Here is an 18,944-nt window from a genome sequence, read left to right on the forward strand (position 1 = left end):
CAATAAACCAATTTGACAATTAACAATCAATTATGAAATTATCTTTACTTCAATGGAAGTATAGGCACAAAGCATTAAGTCTTTGTGCTATACCTGCAATTGTAAGCTGTATTTCCCTTAGTAGTACAGCAACCCTTGCAAATGCACATTCAGTTATTAAAAGCAGCACCTTTCACCTTGTTCCGGATAATGTTATCACAGGTACGGTAACCACAAAAGGGCAGCCAATGCCTGGTGTAACGGTGGCTGTTAAGGGGCAAAAAGGGGGAACAATCACCGATGCTAACGGACGTTTTACCATTAAAGCCGGTGATAACGCCATCCTGGTATTCAGCATGGTAGGCTTTGTGAAACAGGAAGTTCCTGTTGGTACAAAGACCAGTATCTCTGTTGAACTTGTTGAAGAATCAACCTCACTTAATGAAGTTGTGGTTGTTGGCTACGGCACCCAAACCCGCAAAGATCTGACATCATCCGTTTCCTCCATTAAAGGGGAGGACATTGCAAGGGTTCCGGTAACAAATCTTGATGCTGCCGTGCAGGGAAAAGTTGCCGGTGTGCAGGTAGTTCAAAACTCGGGTGCACCCGGCGATGAAACCTATATCCGCATCCGTGGTAACGGCTCTTTATTTGGTGAAAACAGGCCTTTGTACGTAATTGATGGTGTGCCGATGAATAATATTCCTGCGGGCGTATCTCCGCTTGGCGGCGATGGGCAGCGTATAACGGCTACCAATGATATTAACCCGAATGACGTAGAATCTATAGAGGTGTTAAAAGATGCTGCGGCTACTGCTATTTACGGTTCCCGTGCAGCAGCCGGTGTAATCCTGATAACTACTAAGAAAGGCAAGAGCGGACGGGCCCGCTTTAACTTTAATGCTTATACAGGTGTTGCAACTGTAACCAAAAGGCTCCCGCTGCTTAACGGAGATCAGTATGTGGACCTGATAACTGAAGAACGCGCCAATGCTAACCTGCCTGTTGACCCGGCAATTGTTAAAACGGGTACCAATACCAACTGGCAGGATGCAATTTTCAGAAACGCGCCTATTTCGGAGTACAATCTGTCAGTTTCGGGAGGGGATAAAAATATTACCCATTATTTATCATTCGGCTACCTGGATCAAACAGGCACAGTTGTAGGGCAGCAGCATTTCAAGCGCTTTAACGGCCGCGTAAACCTGGAATATAAAGCTACCGATAACCTGAAAATAGGCATCAGCGTTAACGGTATGCACTCCCTGAACAATCGTATCGACAACAGTTTCTCCGGGCAATCGGTACTTGCCAATGCATTGATATACAATCCCAATTATCCCATTTATAACGCCGATGGAAGTTACTATTATGACGTTAACCGCAGGGCTACCAACCCGGTAATGCTGGCCAATAACCTCCGTTTTGTATCTATTGTTGACCGCTACGTGGGGAATGTTTTTGGCGAATATGCCATCCTGCCCAATCTGAAGTTCCGCACAAGTTTCGGTATGGACAACCAGGGTATCCAGGACGATCGCTATCAATCCACAGAAATCAACAACAGGAGTGCGGCTACCGGTGCGGCCGATTTTTTTACGCAGATGCTTTGGCTGAACGAGAACACATTAACCTATACAGCTAATTTACCCAAGGGGCATTCACTTTCTGGAGTGATAGGTGAAAGTACACAGGTAACCAGTATCCGCCGTATCGGCGCGGCCGGAAACACCAGTGCTACAGATCTGATTGAAGCCATAACCGGTTTTACCAATCGCACCGAAGCAAGCGATTACCGCTCAAAATCTGGCTTGCTCTCTTACTTCGGCCGTGTTAATTATAATTACCAGGACAGGTATCTTGTACAGGTAGCAGCGCGTATTGACGGTTCTTCGCGCTTCGGTAACAACCAGAAGTATGGGTTTTTCCCGACAATATCCGGCGGCTGGCGTATCAGCAATGAATCGTTCATGAAGAACCAGCATTTTATTGATGACCTGAAACTGCGTGCAAGCATTGGTGTTTCGGGCAGCCAGGAAGGCTTAGGAAACGATTTTCCGTCATTGGCTACTTACGCAACCGCAGTTAATTACGGCACCGAACCAGGTATTGCAGCTTCAACGCTATCAAATAAAGATTTAAGTTGGGAAGCAACCACGCAAACCAACCTGGGGATTGACCTGTCTCTTTTCAATAGCCGTGTTAATATTACTGTTGATGCCTATCTGAAACAAACTAACCGTTTGATCTTTAAACTCGATCTGCCTTATACGTCAGGCTTCGCCCGGACAAATGGTGCTAACATCGGCAAACTGCAGAATAAAGGTATTGACATTAACGTGAGCACTGATAATATCAGGGGTAAATTTCGCTGGAGCACAAACTATAACATGTCCTTTAACCGGAACAAGATCACCGAACTTCCTCAGTTGGTTGTAGGCGATCCCAGCAGCTCGGATTTTACAGAAAGTTTGCCCGGCCTTTATGGCACAACACTGCCAACCAGTATCTACCGTGTGGGTGAAGCTGTCGGGTCGTTTTTTGGCTACAAAAGTTTAGGTGTAGATCCTGCTACCGGGAATATGATCTACCAGGATACCAACGGCGATGGAAAGATCAACGCTGCCGACAGGGTTATCATCGGGAATGCGCTGCCAAAATTCACAGGTGGCTTTACCAATACATTCAGCTATAAAGGGTTTGACCTTAGTGTTTTCCTTTATTTCTCCTATGGTAACCAGGTATATAACCAAACCCGGGCAATCCTTGAGCGCATGGCGGGCTACAACAACGGTAATACTACCGTTTTGGGCCGATGGACGCCTTCCAACACTAATACCAACGTGCCTAAAGCAATTTTTAATGACCCGGTTGTTACCAACAGCCTTACTAATGGTGAAATGTCTTCGCGCTGGGTAGAGAACGGCTCGTTCCTCAGGCTGAAAAACATTACGCTGAACTATAATCTCCCCTCATCATTTTTAAAAAGGATGCGGATCCAGTCGGCAAAAGTATTTCTGAGCGGCCAAAATCTTGCCTTGTGGACAAAGTATTCCGGTTATGACCCGGAAGCACAGAACCAATCGGTTAAAAATTCGCAGCTGGGTATCGATTATGCTGTGCAGCCGCAACCACGTACCATTAGCGCAGGCATCAATGTTAGTTTTTAATTCAACCATCATGAAAAAGTTTTTAATAACGCTCCTTATACCAGTATTACTGTTTAACTCATGTACCAAGGTACTTGACCAGGTTCCGCAGGATAAAATCACGGAAGAAAATTTTTATAAAACCCCGGCCGATGCGGAAGCTGCAGCTACAGGGATCTACGATGCTGTTCAGGCATTATCCACTCAATACCCGGTAGCCTTTGATGCAGCTTCGGATCTGGCCAATGCTTTACTGATCAATTACAGCCCTTTTTCGCAGCATGGTATCACTGTAGATAACGCCATAGTTGCTTCTTACTGGCAAAATAACTACACAGGCATTGGCAGGTGTAATGATGTACTGAAAAATGTACCGAAAATAGACGGCAGCTTATTCGCTGCCGGGCAAAAAGAAAGGATTTTGGCCGAGGCATATTTTACAAGGGCCTACTTTTATTTTAACCTGGTGAAGGCCTATGGCGGCGTGCCGCTGGTAACCATGCCTTACGATTCGTTTAACGCTGATTTCACCATCGCCCGTTCTACGTCTGATCAGGTATTCGCACAGATCGTGGCCGATCTGAAAAATGCTGAACCCAATCTTCCCTTAAGTTATGCTTCCAATATCGACACGAGGGGCAGGGCTACGCAGGGTGGAGCAAAAGCCTTACTGGCCAAAGTATACTTAAGCATGAAAGATTACAATAACGCTGCTGCTAAAGCATTGGAAGTAATGAACAATACTACCTATAGCCTTGTTTCTGGTGCTTCGGCATATTCGGCCATGTTTTCAGCTTCATCAAAAAACAGCAACGAATCTATTTTTGAAATCCAGTATGTAAGCTCATCGTCTGAAAGTAATGGTTTATTCAGTTTGTATGTACCTACGCCGGCCCCTTCAGGTATCCAGGGCGGTAGTTATCAGATAGTACCAACAGATAAGATCATCAATGCTTTTGAAGCAGGTGATATCAGAAAAAACGTTTCTGTGAGCAATAGCCCTGCCACGCCACCTGTACCGTATGTTGGGAAATATTTGAGGCTTACCAATGGTACCGATCCCAATATTATAGCCATCAGGCTTGCAGATATCATTCTTGTGCGTGCGGAAGCGCTTAACAACCTGGGGCAAACTGCCGAGGCAACGGAAGCACTTAACATGATCAGGAGGCGGGCATTTGGCCTGCCGGTAACAACAGCCTCTGTCCGTGATTTTCCCAGTGCAAACGATGTAGCTAACAGCTATAACCTTACACAGGCAATTGAAAATGAGCGAATGAAAGAGCTTTGCTTTGAAGGGCAACGTTTTTATGACCTTGTCAGAACAGGCCGTGCTGCGGCGGTACTTGGTATTTCGGCTAATCAAATGCTGTGGCCTATACCATTGCGCGAAGTTGGCCGTAACCCTAAACTACAACAAAATCCAGGCTATTAATTTCAATAATGATATCTATGAAAAAGAAAGTAATTTATGCGCTTCTGGCATGTTTTGCCGCAATGGGTACTAATTGTAAAAAGCAAATTGTAGCTGGCAATGGCCATTCAAAACCTGCTTTAACCACGGGTAATCAAAACTTACCTGCCTCCGTAAACGATTACACCGTAACGTGGTTCGGGAACAATTTTGCTGATGTCACTAATCACGTAGGTAATGCTGCCCGGTCAATGTGGGTTTCGCCCGATGGTATAGTTTATACAGCATCAGCCTGGGATGAAAAGAGCAGAAATATTGGCATCTACCAAAATGGTGTTACCATCGGTGCAATGGGGGGGACTAAAGATTCGCAGGGAAGCGCCATTGGTGGTGATTCGACATCTATCTATACAGCCCAGCAAGCCCCGAATGCCGGTTATATTGGTCGCTACGGTCGAACCACAAAAACGCGTAACCTGCTGTTTAAAGCAAGTAACGGAACTGGTGACGCCATTCGTGGGATTTTGGTAAACGGCAGCGAGATTTTTGTAAGTGATTTTGCCGGAAACCGGATTGGTGTATATAGTAACGCCGGGGTTTTACTAAGGGAGTGGACGGTTACCGAACCAGGACCGTTAGCAATGGATAGCCAATCCAACCTATGGGTTGCCCAGATGAGTACCGGCCAGGTAAAGAGCTACAGCACCGCAGGTGTTGCCGGTGCGGTAATTGATATGGGAGCCAATAGCAGGCCTTCTGCACTGTATTGTGATAAAGCAGCCGGGTTACTTTATATTGGCGATCAGGGGCCGGATCAAAACATCAAAATTTATTCAAACCTGTCGGCTACTCCGCAATTGCAATCCACCTTCGGCGTTACCGGTGGGTACCTGGAATCCACAACGGGTATCAGAGGGCAAACAGGGGATAAGCGGTTTACCAGGGTAGTAGGGATAGGAAAGGATAATACAGGAAAGCTGTATGTGCTCAATAACCCCTGGGGTGGCTCATGGGATTTAGGCCGCAACGGTGCTACTGATATTCATTGTTACAGCACATCCGGAACGTTGCTATGGGTATTGCAGGCGCTTAATTTTGAAGGTAATGCCGGGGCAGATTCCGGGACAGACGGCGCTGATTTTTACAGCGGGAACATTTTCTACACTTATAGTGGTACCGGCGGCGGAAGATTTAAAGGCAATACCATAGATCCGTTCCGGTACCCTACCGACCCTCGTATCAACCTTGCTGACCCATCAAGGGGATTGCATTTCGGGCATTTTGCCAATGTTAGCGGAAAAAGAATCCTGATAGCATGCGGTCAAAATCCTGATACTTTCTATAGCTTTTATTTTAACAGGAATACCGATGGTTATATCGGCATCCCGGGCGATTCTTTTACTAAGGTAAGGAACGGTTTTGCCTTAGATTCGTTGGGTGGGGTCTGGATCTCGCAGGATAAAACCAACGCTATTCAGTATTACGAACTTACCGGCTTTGCAGGCAGCGGAAAGCCGATCTGGGCTTCACCGGTAAGTACAGCTGTGCCCACAAGTATAGCACCTCTTAACAGGCTGGCCTATCTGCCCAATGGCGACAGGATGATACTGGCCGGCGGGAGCGCCGACTGGACGCTGATAGGCAACAGGATAGAAGTCTATAATGGATGGAAAGCTGGCAACCGTACTCCAAATACAGTTATAACCCTTACCAGGGGGCAGGCCAAATCATTAACTGCTTCGGGTAATTACGTATTTGTGGGCTATTATGCAGTACCTAATATCGATATTTTTGATCTTGCAACCGGTACCCTGGTACTAAGCATGACTACCAATAATGATGTGTACGTTGGCAACGATGTTGATTCGATGTACGGCATTAACGCCTACAGAAAATCAAACGGGCAATACCTGGTAACCAAAGATGATTACAATGCTAATAAGGTGGTACTTTATCAATGGACACCCGGCCAATAATAACCGCAACTTTAAATGAATACAATTATTTCGATACTATTAAAATGCCTGTTCCTGTTACTGTTAGGAAGTCCGCTTGTTGTAACTGCACAAATGACCTCTCCCGGGCAATGGGTAAATTACGACCAGGTTTTCAATCTCAAAACGGGTTTAAGGCAATATGACTACGATGTTGCGCTCATCCGTTCAAGTACCAATACCAATATACTTTGGCCCGGCGAACAGCCGGGCTATACCATTCAGGTTGTCAACAACTTGGATGGTCCTCTTGAGGTTAAAGGTAAACTGGAAATTATCAGGTACGGTACCAAAGGCAGGCCGAATGATGTGTGGCTGCCCGAAGTGGTAAAGTTTGCTACGGTGTCGTCGTCAGATCTACCCGTTTCCATTAAAACGAAAGGTTTTACCAATATCGAAGTAAAACCAAATATCCCGGCCACTTTTGGCGGATATGCCCTTGTTCTTGATTTGGGCCAATATGGTCGCCGCCTTGTTTGCAGTGTGGTAAGAACTTTTGCGGCCAATCCTAAAAGGCTGCAATATCCCAAGCAATCGCTGGATGATATGGATCCGGATTTTCTGCAGCGACTTGGCGTTCAGGCAATAAGGATGGGTGTTGATTATTTCCCAACAACTGATGCTGATTATCAGAGCAAATTATCTGCCTTGTACGAAAAACTAAAAAAATACCGCGACAGAAATATCACGGTTTTACTGATGTTTGGTGCAGGTACTGCAAAATTACCGCTTGATATGCCCCGAGCATTGTTAAACGATGAGGGCGTGATGCGAAAAACCAAACAAGATTGGGTTTGGGGGCCTTCTTCCGATCCTGATTTTGGGAAATTTGTGAACAGGTTCTGTGTGGATCAGGGCTGGCCGAAGGGCCCGGTTACTGCCGTTTCTTTATGGAATGAGCCATGGGAAGGAAGTTCAATTTCGGGCTGGCAGTCCGATATCCTGCGATACCGGGAAATTTATAAGGTAATGGCCGACGCCGTTTTAGAAGGCCGCAAAAAAGGTGCAGATGTATTGGTAGGAGGAGGGGATTCCAATTCGAATGCCTGGGACAAACTTTTTGCCGATGGCAAAATGACGTTCCTGCCCATCTTCGATTTTTGTTCCATTCATTACCAGGGTATGGAAACCCCAAGCATTTACCCGGAGTGGATCAACCGCAAATCGCCGAAAGGCAGGGTGAAGATCTGGGACACGGAAAGTTGGGTAGGCAACACGGATGACCGAATTGGGCTTACCGTAGCAACCAACAGATCTACCGGGTACGACCGTTCTATGGGGATCTATGCCGGATATCTTTCAACAGGGGGGAGGGGCTCAGAGCATTTTAAGCAAAAAGTCATGACAAATTCAGGTCATGTTATGATCGATAGGATCCCCGATGCCTGGTCACCTGCTGTTGGAGTAGGCGCGGTGCAGCATTTGATTGGAGAAAGGGATTTTAACAGGCTATTGTTTAAAAAAGGCTTGCCCTGGGTAATGCTGTTTGACGGTAATGACCATAACCCTGACGATGGCACAGCGGTTGTATGTGGTGATATTGGCGAGGCTTTTGGTGCCGAACGGCTGCTTTTCAGGAACGTTAGGGGTCTTAAGGAAATTGAGGATAAAGAACGGATCCGCAAGCAATTGAATGATAAATCGCTTAACACCGCTCAGAAAGACAGCCTGTCACATTTATTAAGAATAACTGAGCCACTTTCAGGCGGCTCAATGGTTATTCCTGCCGACAGCCACTTCAGGCTGTATGATTTTTACGGCAATCTCATTCCCCCCAATGCAGGGAATATTCAGGTTCCGCTTAATACGCAGGGGTATTACCTTAGATCTGATGGCTCTAAAGGCTCTTTCGACAGGCTTGTTAAGGCCATGGAACATGCCAGGATCTCGGGATATGAGCCAATAGAAATTGTTGCTAAAGATATGACGGCACGCATTGAGCAAACAGCCGTGCTTAATCTTCAGCTAACTAATATTCTTAACCGGCCGGTAAGCGGGCAACTGCAGGCTACACTCTCTGATTTTAAGTTGTCTTATAATAAAAACATAAATATCCGTCCTCACGAAACTATCACTGTGCCACTGCAAATAATCAAAGGTAAGGCTAACGTGGCCAATGTTTATCCTTTAAGTGTCCGCATCGAAACGCCGAAAGATGGTATTGCAGTATTGAATGAGGATATGCACGTCAACACCATTTCACGGATCCCGATAAAGGTAGATGGTAACCTGGACGAGTGGCAACAGGCTATACCGCAAACGGTAAGCAGCAAAGGGACAGCAAGCGTGAGCCTTACAGAAGCCGCCTGGTACCCGTTTAAAAACTTTGATAACAGGGCTGAAGGTTATGCCAACGGTTATTTTGCTTACGACGATAAGAATTTTTACTTCGCTGCTAAAGTTGCAGATAATACACCGCACCCGGGTACTTATCGTTTTGAAAACAGGCCCGACGATTCATTTTTTTATCCTGATACCGCTTATATCATGGATATGGATAAAACTCTGATGGCAAGGGAAGATAGCGTCACTGCAATAGGTAATGACAACGGTGCTTTACAAATGCCCTCTGGTAACGGAAGGATCATGCATTTCCTTTCGAGCAGCGATGTAGCTTACGCATTTGGTATCGATCTTGATCTGCCTGCACAAAAATATACCAGGGTATCTTTCTATATGCCCAATATTAGGGTGCCCAACGCTACAATTGAAGTGTTTGACGGGCAGACTGGCAATTTCCTGTTGCGAAGAAAAATAGATAACTTATGGCAGGGAGCTTTTGAAACATTGGATCTTACGGGTAAAGTAAGGGTTGTTTTTCGCACCTATAATTGGTGGACATCAGTGAAAGTTGCCGGGATCTTCTTCGATGATCCTGCCGATAAGGAGGTCCATGATAAAGCCGTTTTTGTTAAGGAGGACCTGGATACCAGGGGCAATTGGAAAGGGATTTACGGGAAAAATGGATATAATATCATTGGAGCCGCCGCAAAGATGCCTGAAGATGTTAAACTTAGTATCCCCGAGGTGAAAGTTAAACTTCCGCTTCCATGGCCTGATGGGGTACGGCATTATACCTATCGTAAAAATCCGGTAACGCCGGATAATTCAGGGCTTGGCTATTCGTATGACAATGTGATTCTGGCTTTTAATGTGTTGCCTGCAGGAACCGATGGTATGCTGGCAAATCCCCCGGGAACCATGCCTGGATATACCGGTTACAAGGATACTGATTATGAGTATGCCATGAACAGTGTAGCGCCGGAGTATGGCGGTGGCACAGAAATGTGGCGCTTGCTCACCCCGCAGCTTAACAGGAAGCACTTCTTTCCCCGCCAGCCAAAATCTGCAGGCGAAGGGCCGGTAAAGAACAGCCAGCTGGTTATTAAAAGGATTGGCAATACATTGATCACAGAGTGTGCCATCCCATGGTCGGAGATACCGGATGTTCATAGGGCGCTGGAAAGCGGAAAGAAGATAAAATTATCTTTCCGGGTAAACGACAATGCATCTCCTGCTGCCACGATGGAACTGGCTAAAGACCGGAGTGTTTCCAAAATAAATGCCAGGGCCTTTCACCCCGACTGGAAAACGCACTGGGCAAACGAAGTGGAGTTTGGTTTTGAAAAATAACCATTCAGGAATAGAAAAATGCGTAATATCGTTTGAACCATAAATGTCCAAAACTGTCCGCTGAAATCTTCAGCGGACAGTTTTATATAAAAATGAACCTATGAGATTTAAGAGATTAAATATATTTCTTTTCCTTGCTTTCATGATCCCGGGATATTGCTTAGCCCAGGCAACCGGTATTAAGTGGACTGATTTTCACGCACCGCTTCAACAGGTTTTGAATGGGATATCTGAAGGGAAAGGCAATTATCCTTATTTGAATTTTATTACCAATACCAATAATATCGTCATCCGCCTGGCTTATGAGCCAGCTCAACATATCAAACGAAAAGCTGTAGAAGGCACTTGCAAATTGTATGCTTTGGATGATGACGGAAAATGGACTGAATTTGATGGAACCAGATCAGAAAAAGATTCGGTTATATTATCGTTTCGGGATATTTCAACGGATAACCACCAACCCCGCAAAACTATCGAATACAGGCTGTTTTTGCCAGCAAACCAGGCACCGACGGATATTGCCATTGGTACAGATGCACAAAGCCAATTTGAGTTGCTACCACTTCAGCCCGAAAAACAAATTGTTATTTATAAGCAGGCAAAGGACAGTGAGGCGGGAGCAAGTTGGCCGGCCCGGCTGGAAAGAACCCTGGATCGTCCGCTTGTTGTTTTTGATGGGAAAACTGATCGAAAGGCATTCCTACGCGAAAGCAAAAAGCCCGGTACAAAAGCGGTATTCCTGGAGCTTTGTGCTTACAGGGATGCCGGTATGAAAAGTGAAATTATTAAGGATGCGCGGCAAATTCAGCAGGCGGGTATTCCTGTCTTTATCGTGCCTTGTGAGCATGCTCCATCTAAGCAAACACAGGCAGCATTGAAGGAAATAAGCAGGCAAACAGCAGGATTAAAAGACATCCATGTGTTAAGCCACCCGGCGGCAGATGATTGGACTGATTTCGATTCGCAAGTGCGCTTTGCACTGCAGGAACCGGAGGGCGGAATTTCAACCATGAGACCTTTAACCCAGCACCGTGACAGAAACTACGACTGGCGGCAACGGCATGCAGATGAACTGGCTTTGATCAGGCAAAAGGCGCCTAAAAATATCATATTTGCCAATTCCATTATTCACTACTGGGGCGGTCTGCCGCAATCATCCATCGCAAGGGGAAAAGATTCGTGGGACACTTATCTGCAGCCATTGGGTGTGCAGAATATGGGCTTTGGCTGGGACAGGATCGAAAACGTGCTTTGGAGAATCTATCATGACGAACTCGACGGTTTTAAAGCCGATCATATTTTATTGATGATAGGCACCAATAACCTGCAATCAAATACCGATGATGAAATTATTAAGGGGCTCAGGCAGCTTATTGCTGCTGTCAAAATAAGGCAGCCTCAAAGCGGGCTAATTATTTCAGGGATCATGCCACGCCGTAATATGGAAGCAAGGATCGCAGTTCTTAACGGCTCCATTGAAAAGCTTGCACAGGAGATGGGAATCAAGTACATCAATCCCGGAATTGTATTCCTGAATGAAGCTGGCAAAATTAAGGAGGAATTATTCGGAGACGGGCTTCATCCTAATGAAGCCGGCTATGGCCTGCTTGCCCCACTTATAGCGAAAGCATTTACTGAAAATTGAGTTTAATGTAAGCCAAAAACTTAAAGAGTAAAAAGAAAAATCGCGTTTAAAAACAGGAGGCACCTACGGAGCCATCTTAAGTTTTTTAGTTCTACAAACATGGTACTCCTATGGAGTTTAACAATCTTGAAAAAACAACTCCGTAGGAGTTACTTATTTATAGATAATGAAATGAAGGCTTTAAGGCTCCGGTGCCTCGTGTTCAACGTTAAAGGCATTTCTTATTTTTATATCTTTTGACATGGTTTAAGCTCGCCCCATTAGTGGTTAAACTCATCGCCATATATCAAATGATGTTGCTGATCATATACCCTGATAAAATCAAGCTGCCCTGATCCTTTAAACCGGCAAAAAAGCCCCCGGATGTTACCAATAGGGACATTGTATACTGTTTTATATTTAAAAATATTGTTAATATAAACCATGCTGGTTTTATTCCTGGTTTCGATGCGTACCACTGTCCATTTTGACAGATCAACACCCAATGAAGACAGATTGTGGAAGTTTCCGGTTAATTGAGTATCCCCGAATTCAGTATCAGCAAACTGGGTGCATCCGGGCTTAACAAATTTAAAACGGCCCCTGCCGCTTTCGCCGGTAAACTCCAGGCTGGTATCAAAGCAATCAAAGCCGCCCATATCCTGGCTGTTGCGCAAGCGAAATTCTACGGTCATTTGATCGCCGTCCACATGAAAGTTTTTGATATTGCGGTAATCAACCCAGTATTCTTCTTTGGTATTGATGTTAAGCCCGCCTATTATTGAAGGAGCAAAATACAAGGAGCTTTTATCGCTGAATTTGTTGGAGTCGGTTACCACCCGGGCGTTCTGGTCATTATTGCCTACATAGCAAACCCATCCGTTTGTTTGTACATCAACGGTGTTTTTTGCAAATACACGGCCATCCGCAATCAGCCTTATTTTGTAAAAATTTGGTGTTTTGTATTGGTAGGTGAGCTCGCCTTTAGGGCCAAGCAACAGTTTATATTCGCCACCGCTTCCAAAATCTATAAAAGCATTTTTATAATCCAGGTTAGATAGGTCATAGCTGATGGCTGCAGTTAGCGGCGCATGACCTAAAGTGTTTTTAACATTAAAAATAACATTGGGCCTATTGAAAAAGAGCTTTACGCCGACGATCAGTATGATTAACAGAAGCGCTCCTGCGGCAAAAAAAACAACTTTTGGTCGTCTGTTACCGGTAGTGATTTCGGGTTTAATAACAGGGGCCGGGCTTTCGGAAGGTTTGGGGTCGTTATCGAAATTCTCTTTTAAAAAAAATGCCCAGTCTTTGTAGCCAAGATATTGCGCCATTGCATTCTTGGTGGCAATCTGTGGTTCGTAATTATCGTTTACCTTGAAAATACGTTTCAGTGTGCGTACGCTTATCGACGTTTTGGTTACCTCAAAGATTTGCTCATGAAGCTTTGTATAATGATAGTCGATCCAGTCACCACTCGGCCCCGACTGCATTTTATCCTCAATTAGCTGAGTACATTTTAGCAAATAATCATGGTTTTTCATTCTTAAGTCAACGATCGTGCAAAAGGCATCAGTGGTGGAGTAATTGAGTTATTAGGTGGCTTTCAAATATGCTAAAATGCAATCTTACTTTATTACAGTTGGTGTTATTTTTTTAAGATTTTTTTGAATCGGCGCCCTGCTTTATTATTTGAAAACAGTAAAGCGGTTAGCAATAATACAGGTAAAATAATGAAAAATCCATGTTTGCGTATTCTGCTTGACTATGCCCGAGAATGCATTTATCCTGAAATATACTAATTGATAGTTTCGCCTTCAATATCTCCCCTGCACTCTGGCAGGGCCGGTCACCAATTTGAACACACTAATAAATTATGAGAAATTATTTTCTGCCGTTACTCCCTTTTACGGGATCATATCTACTTGAACGAATCATCCTGTCTGCACCGCATATTCAATCATTAACAACAAGAATTAAATGATAGTGCCGATGAAGAAGATCATTGCGTTGCTCCTTGCCTGCCTTATTTTTCCGGGTATAACGCTGGCAGCCGACTATCTTATTACAGATTATGGAGCGATAGGAAACGGCAGTCAGCTATCTACAAAATATATTCAAAAAGCTATCGATGTATGCAGCATCGGTGGTGGTGGCCGGGTGGTGGTGCCCCCGGGAGATTTCTTGACGGGTACTATACATTTAAAAAACCATGTTGAACTTTACCTGGAGAGGGGCGCAAAAATTTCGGGAAGCAAGGACCGTGCTGATTATCCCAAATTTGCCGGAGAGCGGGGGCTGATATTCGCTTTAAACGCAACTGATGTGGGTATTACGGGTTACGGCGAGATTAACGGTAATGGAGAAGCATTTTTTAAAGGGGATAATGCACCCGACAGGCCATTCCTGGTGATGATCAAAAAATGCAGCAAGGTAAGGGTTGCCGGTATCAGCCTTAAAAACTCTGCGTTCTGGACATTTCGCCTGTTATATAATGACCAGGTTAATGTTGACGGCATCAATATATACGCTCATGTGAATTTTAATAATGACGGACTGGATATCGACAGTAAAAATGTAACGATCAGTAACTGCATTATCGATACCGATGATGACGCCCTGTGTTTTAAAAGCGACAGCAGCTTTATTTGTCAAAATGTGGTTGTATCAAACTGCGTACTTGCCTCCAATTGTAATTTTATTAAGATGGGTACTGCTTCTGTGGGTGGTTTCAGAAATATAAGCGTATGCAATTGTGTTTTGCGGAGGGCTTCTGAATCACGTTTTCGCTTTTGGGAACGGAGCGTACCGGGGGTAAAGGAGCCGGTGACCGGGCTTGCAGGGATTGCATTGGAGATAGTTGATGGTGGAATAATGGATGGCATTAATATCAGCAACATCGTAATGGATGGCGTGCAAACGGCGCTATTTATCAGGCTTGGCAGCAGAAGTAATTCCACAGGCGCTATCAGAAATGTAATGATCAGCAACGTAACAGCCAAAAGTGTGAGCCGCATAGCGAGCAGTATTACAGCAATACCTGGTTTTAAGGTAGAAAATATTGTGCTGCGTGATATCAATATTCAAAGCCCGGGAGGCGGGGAGATAAGTGAATATACGGCCAAAGTGCCGGAACAGGAGCTTGCTTATCCCGAAAACCGGATGTTCGGTACCAGTTTGCCGGCCTACGGGATTTATCTCAGGCATGTTAACAACATCAGTCTTTATAATATTCAGTTTAAACCAGCCGGCAGTGAGGCACGGCCGGCCGTATATATTGAGGATGGACATGAAATCCGCATCGCTGGTTTAAAAGCAGTACCTCCTATGGAGGGTGTGCCATTGGTGGAACTCAACGAGGTTTCCGGATTGAGTTTTGAAAGTTATGTACCAGGTCAACAAATTCCGCTTCTTTTCCGGGTGCGTGGTGTGCAATCAGATTGTATCAACATAACCGGAAAAAACGATAGCAACATCCGCCGCCTTTATGAACTAAAAGATTTGGCACTGAAAAAGGCGCTTACCATCAGATAATATTTATTGATCTCTCGAATTAACAAATGAACATTACCATATCTAAACCTAAGAGCAAAAAATACTTCAAACCCGGCTATGCCCTGAAATTACTGTTACCAATATTTTGCTTTTTAGTTATACAAACAGGTGCCCAGGAGTACCAGGCTGGCGCATTCAAATTTACTATTCCCAAACAGGAAGGTGTAAGCGTAAATATAAATCATGAGCAATCTCAAAGTGGAATTTTACTCCTGACCTGCCGCTTCACTACTACCGGTTCGTTTAAAAATGAAATTAATATTAAATGGAGTTCACCGCTCCGGGATATTAGCGGCATCTGGACTACCAATGCTAACGAAGCACGTTTTATGCATGCAGGCCTCAAAGTACAGGCTAACCTTGCCAGTCAGGCACCTGTTTTAGCTATGTATAATGATGCGGGGCAAAACCGGTTAACCATCGCCCTGTCCGATGCATTTCACAAAACTGTTCTGTCCGCAGGTATTAATGAAGATAGTTCTGTACTAAATTGCAGTGCCGGCATTGAGCTTACGGGTGAAGAGCGGAACAAGAAATCATACCAGGTTACCCTGATGTTCAATGACCGGGACGAAAGGTATGAAGAAGCGTTGCACCGGGTAGCTGCCTGGTGGGCGGCCATGCCGGAGTATCACCCCGCCGTGATCCCACCTGCGGCAAAGCAACCTTTATATTCAACATGGTACAGTTATCATCAGAATTTCGATGAACCTATGCTTCTTAAAGAGTGCGTAGAAGCACGGAAGCTGGGCTATACCGGAATTATTGTTGATGACGGCTGGCAAACTGCAAACCATTCTGGTGGCTATGGTTTTACCGGCGACTGGAAGCCGGAGCGTCTTGTTCATATGGCCGATTTTGTGAAAAAAGTGCACTCAGCCGGGATGAAGTGCCTGCTTTGGTATTCAGTACCTTTTATGGGGTATCATGCCGAAGCTTATAACCGCTTTGAAAACAAAATACTATACAAAAGCGACCGTCAATCTGCCGCGATACTTGATCCGAGATATCCCGAGGTACGAAAGTTCATAGTTGACCGGTATGTGCAGGCGCTCAGATCATGGAAGCTTGACGGGTTTAAACTTGATTTTATCGATAGCTTCACTAATCAGTCCGGTGATCCGCCGGTTGCCGGTAAAGAGGCAGATTACCAGTCGGTTTATGCGGGTGTTGATGCGTTGATGTCGGAGATAAAAAATACGCTCACTACGATCAAGCCGGATATCCTGATCGAGTTTCGGCAATCCTACACGGGCCCGGCAATGCGTAAATATGGAAATATGTTCCGGGCTGGGGATTGCGCGGCTGCTGCACTTACAAACCGGATCAGGATAGCAGATATCAGGTTGCTGGCCGGCGAGACTGCCGTTCATTCTGATATGCTTACCTGGAATTATGAAGACGGGGCTGCTGTTGCAGCCCTGCAATTCCTGAATGTGATCTTCTCCGTTCCGCAGCTTTCTGTACGATTAAAAGATATCCCGGCTTCACACCTGAATATGATCCGGTTTTATACCCGTTACTGGCTCAAAAACAAAGATGTTTTGGTAAACGGCAAATTCAGGGCTTATGGGCCCGAGATGAATTACCCGGTACTCAGTAGTGAAAAAGGAAATAAGCTGATAGCCGCAGTTTATAACGATCAAAGCAAGCCCCTGCTTTTAAATAAACCTCTTGTCGATATCATTAACGGGAAAACTACCAATGGAGTATTGGTAAAGTTAATGACAGACAGAAGCTACAGAGCTGAGATATTTGATTGCGAAGGAAAAAAAATACGCGTTAGCAGGTTGAAAGCTGGTTCAGGTATTTGGAAGTTGAATATCCCGCCCTCGGGGATAGCTTGCCTGTGGTAACCGTATTGTAAATCAGGGCAGCTAAATACAATTGATATTCCTGAACAGCCAAGTTCTCGATGCTGGTGTTGATCTTGACCGAAAAATTACAGCCAATTTTTCTACCTGATCCCAATTTTTAATGGATCAGGTAGAAAAGTTGGGGGACATAAAAAGATCAGGCATAGATTTTTAATGTTTCACCAGAAATTTTTAACAACAAAAAAGCGATTAGTGTCTTTCACCTAATCGCTTCATTTTCAAGTACTCAGAGCGGGAATCGAACCCGCACTCCGTTTACGGGAACAGGATTTTAAGTCCTGCGTTATTTGAAATCATATCATAATAAATGTGCTTTTTTTGACTTTAAATGCGGTTTTTATCTCAAATGTTTTCACTTGATATCATAAAAAACCACAAAATGTTTCACCAATGTTTCACCATTGTTTCACCGAAATCCGTATCTTTACATCATCAAATCAGTTTTTATATGGCTTCGGTAAGGGTACGTTTAAGAGATCGCGAAAATTCGGACGGCGAGCATTCAATTCTCATTCAGATAATAAAAGACCGCAAAAAATCAGTTATAACTTTGCGTCATTCAGTCAAGTTGAAAGACTGGAACGCCAAAGAGGGCACCGTTAAAAAGTCGCACCCTAATTCTACCTGGTTAAATAACCTCATCGCAAAGCAGGTAGCGGAGGCCAGTGATAAACTTATTCAGCTTGAAGTTAATAATACTGATACTTCAGCGCATGTTATTAAACGTGCGGTAAAAGCCGCTAAAGACAATACATTTTTCAAACAGGCAGATTTATATATAGCTCGGCTTGAAAGAGCGGGAAACTTTAACCGTCTTTCAGCAGAAAAGCCACGCGTCAAACGGCTGAAAGAGTTTGTAAATAACCGGGATATTCATTTCCAAGAGATCGATACAACTTTTCTAAAGGATTTTAAAGCCTGGCTTAAAGGTACGCGTTCAATTACCGAGCGTACCGCTGTTAACCATTTGGTAGTTATCCGCTCAATCTATAACCAAGCCATTGCTGATAAACTGGTTGATCCTAAATACTATCCTTTTGGTAAAGGCGGCGTTGTTATTAAATTCCCTGATAGCAAGAAAAGCGGCTTAACGCCTGCCGATATTACGGCCCTTGAAAATGCCACTTTAACAGAAAAAGCTAATCACGCACGAAATCTGTGGCTATTTGCTTTCTACTTTGGGGGAATGCGCGCTTCCGATGTGCTGCGGTTGAAGTGGTCGGATTTTGAAGATGGTCGTCTTTATTATAAGATGGGAAAAAACGAAAAAGGAGGCTCACTAAAAGTATCACCAAAGGCAGAAGCGATACTGGCTCAGTACAAAAGAGAGAACCCGAAACATAACCTGGTCTTCCCTGATTTAGAGAAGCTACCAGATTTGAATAATAAGGCTGAGGTTCAATCTTATATTAAAGTGCGCATCAAAGCCAATAACAAGCACATGCTAAAGGCGACGGAGAAAGCGGAGGTAAATAAAGAGGTTACCTCACATAAAAGCCGCCATAGCTTTGCACAGATGGCCAAAAATATAATACCCGCACATCAATTGCAGCAGGTTTTCCGACACTCGACCCTGCAAACAACTGAAAGCTACATGAACAATAATTTTGTGAATGAGGAAATTGATAGTGCAATGAACAATGTACTTGCTCGACTTTCTATTCAAGAGGAAACAGGCAAGACAGCATCGTAAAACTGTTGCTTGAAAGGATTATATCA

Annotated in this window: 9 protein-coding genes; 8 read left to right on the plus strand and 1 reads right to left on the minus strand. The window is 44.5% G+C overall.

The features are described 5' to 3' along the window. Positions 1–32 precede the first annotated feature (32 nt). The 5 genes from BMX50_RS29210 (at position 33) to BMX50_RS29230 (ending at position 11,814) form a co-directional block, all read left to right on the plus strand. Positions 33–3,149 carry a SusC/RagA family TonB-linked outer membrane protein gene (locus BMX50_RS29210; RefSeq protein WP_091219418.1) on the plus strand — a complete coding sequence of 1,039 codons (3,117 nt, stop codon included), beginning with the start codon at positions 33–35 and terminating at the stop codon, positions 3,147–3,149. Positions 3,150–3,159: 10 nt separating this feature from the next. Next, on the plus strand, positions 3,160–4,563 hold the full coding sequence (locus BMX50_RS29215; RefSeq protein ID WP_167668138.1) for a RagB/SusD family nutrient uptake outer membrane protein: 1,404 nt from the start codon (positions 3,160–3,162) through the stop codon (positions 4,561–4,563). Positions 4,564–4,580: 17 nt separating this feature from the next. Beyond that, positions 4,581–6,518 (plus strand): NHL repeat-containing protein, encoded by a 1,938-nt coding sequence (locus BMX50_RS29220; protein WP_091219424.1) that lies wholly within the window; start codon positions 4,581–4,583, stop codon positions 6,516–6,518. 15 nt (positions 6,519–6,533) lie between these two features. Then, the gene (locus BMX50_RS29225; RefSeq protein WP_208864829.1) at positions 6,534–10,169 is read left to right on the plus strand and encodes a hypothetical protein; all 3,636 of its coding nucleotides are present in this window, start codon (positions 6,534–6,536) and stop codon (positions 10,167–10,169) included. 100 nt (positions 10,170–10,269) lie between these two features. Next, positions 10,270–11,814: a GDSL-type esterase/lipase family protein gene (locus BMX50_RS29230; protein WP_091219427.1), complete on the plus strand. Its 1,545-nt coding sequence runs from the start codon at positions 10,270–10,272 to the stop codon at positions 11,812–11,814. Between the two features lie 260 nt (positions 11,815–12,074). On the opposite strand, the gene BMX50_RS29235 is transcribed toward BMX50_RS29230, so the two are convergent. Further along, positions 12,075–13,337, minus strand: a complete 1,263-nt coding sequence (locus tag BMX50_RS29235) for a hypothetical protein (protein WP_091219429.1) — start codon at positions 13,335–13,337, stop codon at positions 12,075–12,077. A 448-nt stretch (positions 13,338–13,785) separates the two neighbouring features. On the opposite strand from BMX50_RS29235, the gene BMX50_RS29240 reads away from it, so the two are divergent. The 3 genes from BMX50_RS29240 (at position 13,786) to BMX50_RS29250 (ending at position 18,918) form a co-directional block, all read left to right on the plus strand. Continuing rightward, positions 13,786–15,327 (plus strand): glycoside hydrolase family 28 protein, encoded by a 1,542-nt coding sequence (locus BMX50_RS29240; protein WP_167668139.1) that lies wholly within the window; start codon positions 13,786–13,788, stop codon positions 15,325–15,327. A gap of 26 nt (positions 15,328–15,353) precedes the next feature. Beyond that, entirely contained in the window at positions 15,354–17,204 is a 1,851-nt protein-coding gene (locus BMX50_RS29245; protein WP_091219436.1) for a glycoside hydrolase family 36 protein, read from the plus strand. A gap of 367 nt (positions 17,205–17,571) precedes the next feature. Then, positions 17,572–18,918, plus strand: coding sequence for a phage integrase SAM-like domain-containing protein (locus BMX50_RS29250; RefSeq protein ID WP_167668140.1), 1,347 nt, complete (start codon positions 17,572–17,574; stop codon positions 18,916–18,918). The last annotated feature ends 26 nt before the right edge of the window (positions 18,919–18,944 follow it).

Source organism: Mucilaginibacter gossypiicola, from assembly GCF_900110105.1.
Classification (GTDB): domain Bacteria; phylum Bacteroidota; class Bacteroidia; order Sphingobacteriales; family Sphingobacteriaceae; genus Mucilaginibacter; species Mucilaginibacter gossypiicola.

What these genes read in the sequence shown, in the direction of transcription:
- BMX50_RS29210 (WP_091219418.1), top strand. Translation starts at nt 33, where the DNA reads ATGAAATTATCTTTACTTCAATGGAAGTATAGGCACAAAGCATTAAGT.
- BMX50_RS29215 (WP_167668138.1), top strand. Translation starts at nt 3,160, where the DNA reads ATGAAAAAGTTTTTAATAACGCTCCTTATACCAGTATTACTGTTTAAC.
- BMX50_RS29220 (WP_091219424.1), top strand. Translation starts at nt 4,581, where the DNA reads ATGAAAAAGAAAGTAATTTATGCGCTTCTGGCATGTTTTGCCGCAATG.
- BMX50_RS29225 (WP_208864829.1), top strand. Translation starts at nt 6,534, where the DNA reads ATGAATACAATTATTTCGATACTATTAAAATGCCTGTTCCTGTTACTG.
- BMX50_RS29230 (WP_091219427.1), top strand. Translation starts at nt 10,270, where the DNA reads ATGAGATTTAAGAGATTAAATATATTTCTTTTCCTTGCTTTCATGATC.
- BMX50_RS29235 (WP_091219429.1), bottom strand. Translation starts at nt 13,337, where the DNA reads ATGAAAAACCATGATTATTTGCTAAAATGTACTCAGCTAATTGAGGAT.
- BMX50_RS29240 (WP_167668139.1), top strand. Translation starts at nt 13,786, where the DNA reads ATGAAGAAGATCATTGCGTTGCTCCTTGCCTGCCTTATTTTTCCGGGT.
- BMX50_RS29245 (WP_091219436.1), top strand. Translation starts at nt 15,354, where the DNA reads ATGAACATTACCATATCTAAACCTAAGAGCAAAAAATACTTCAAACCC.
- BMX50_RS29250 (WP_167668140.1), top strand. Translation starts at nt 17,572, where the DNA reads ATGTTTTCACTTGATATCATAAAAAACCACAAAATGTTTCACCAATGT.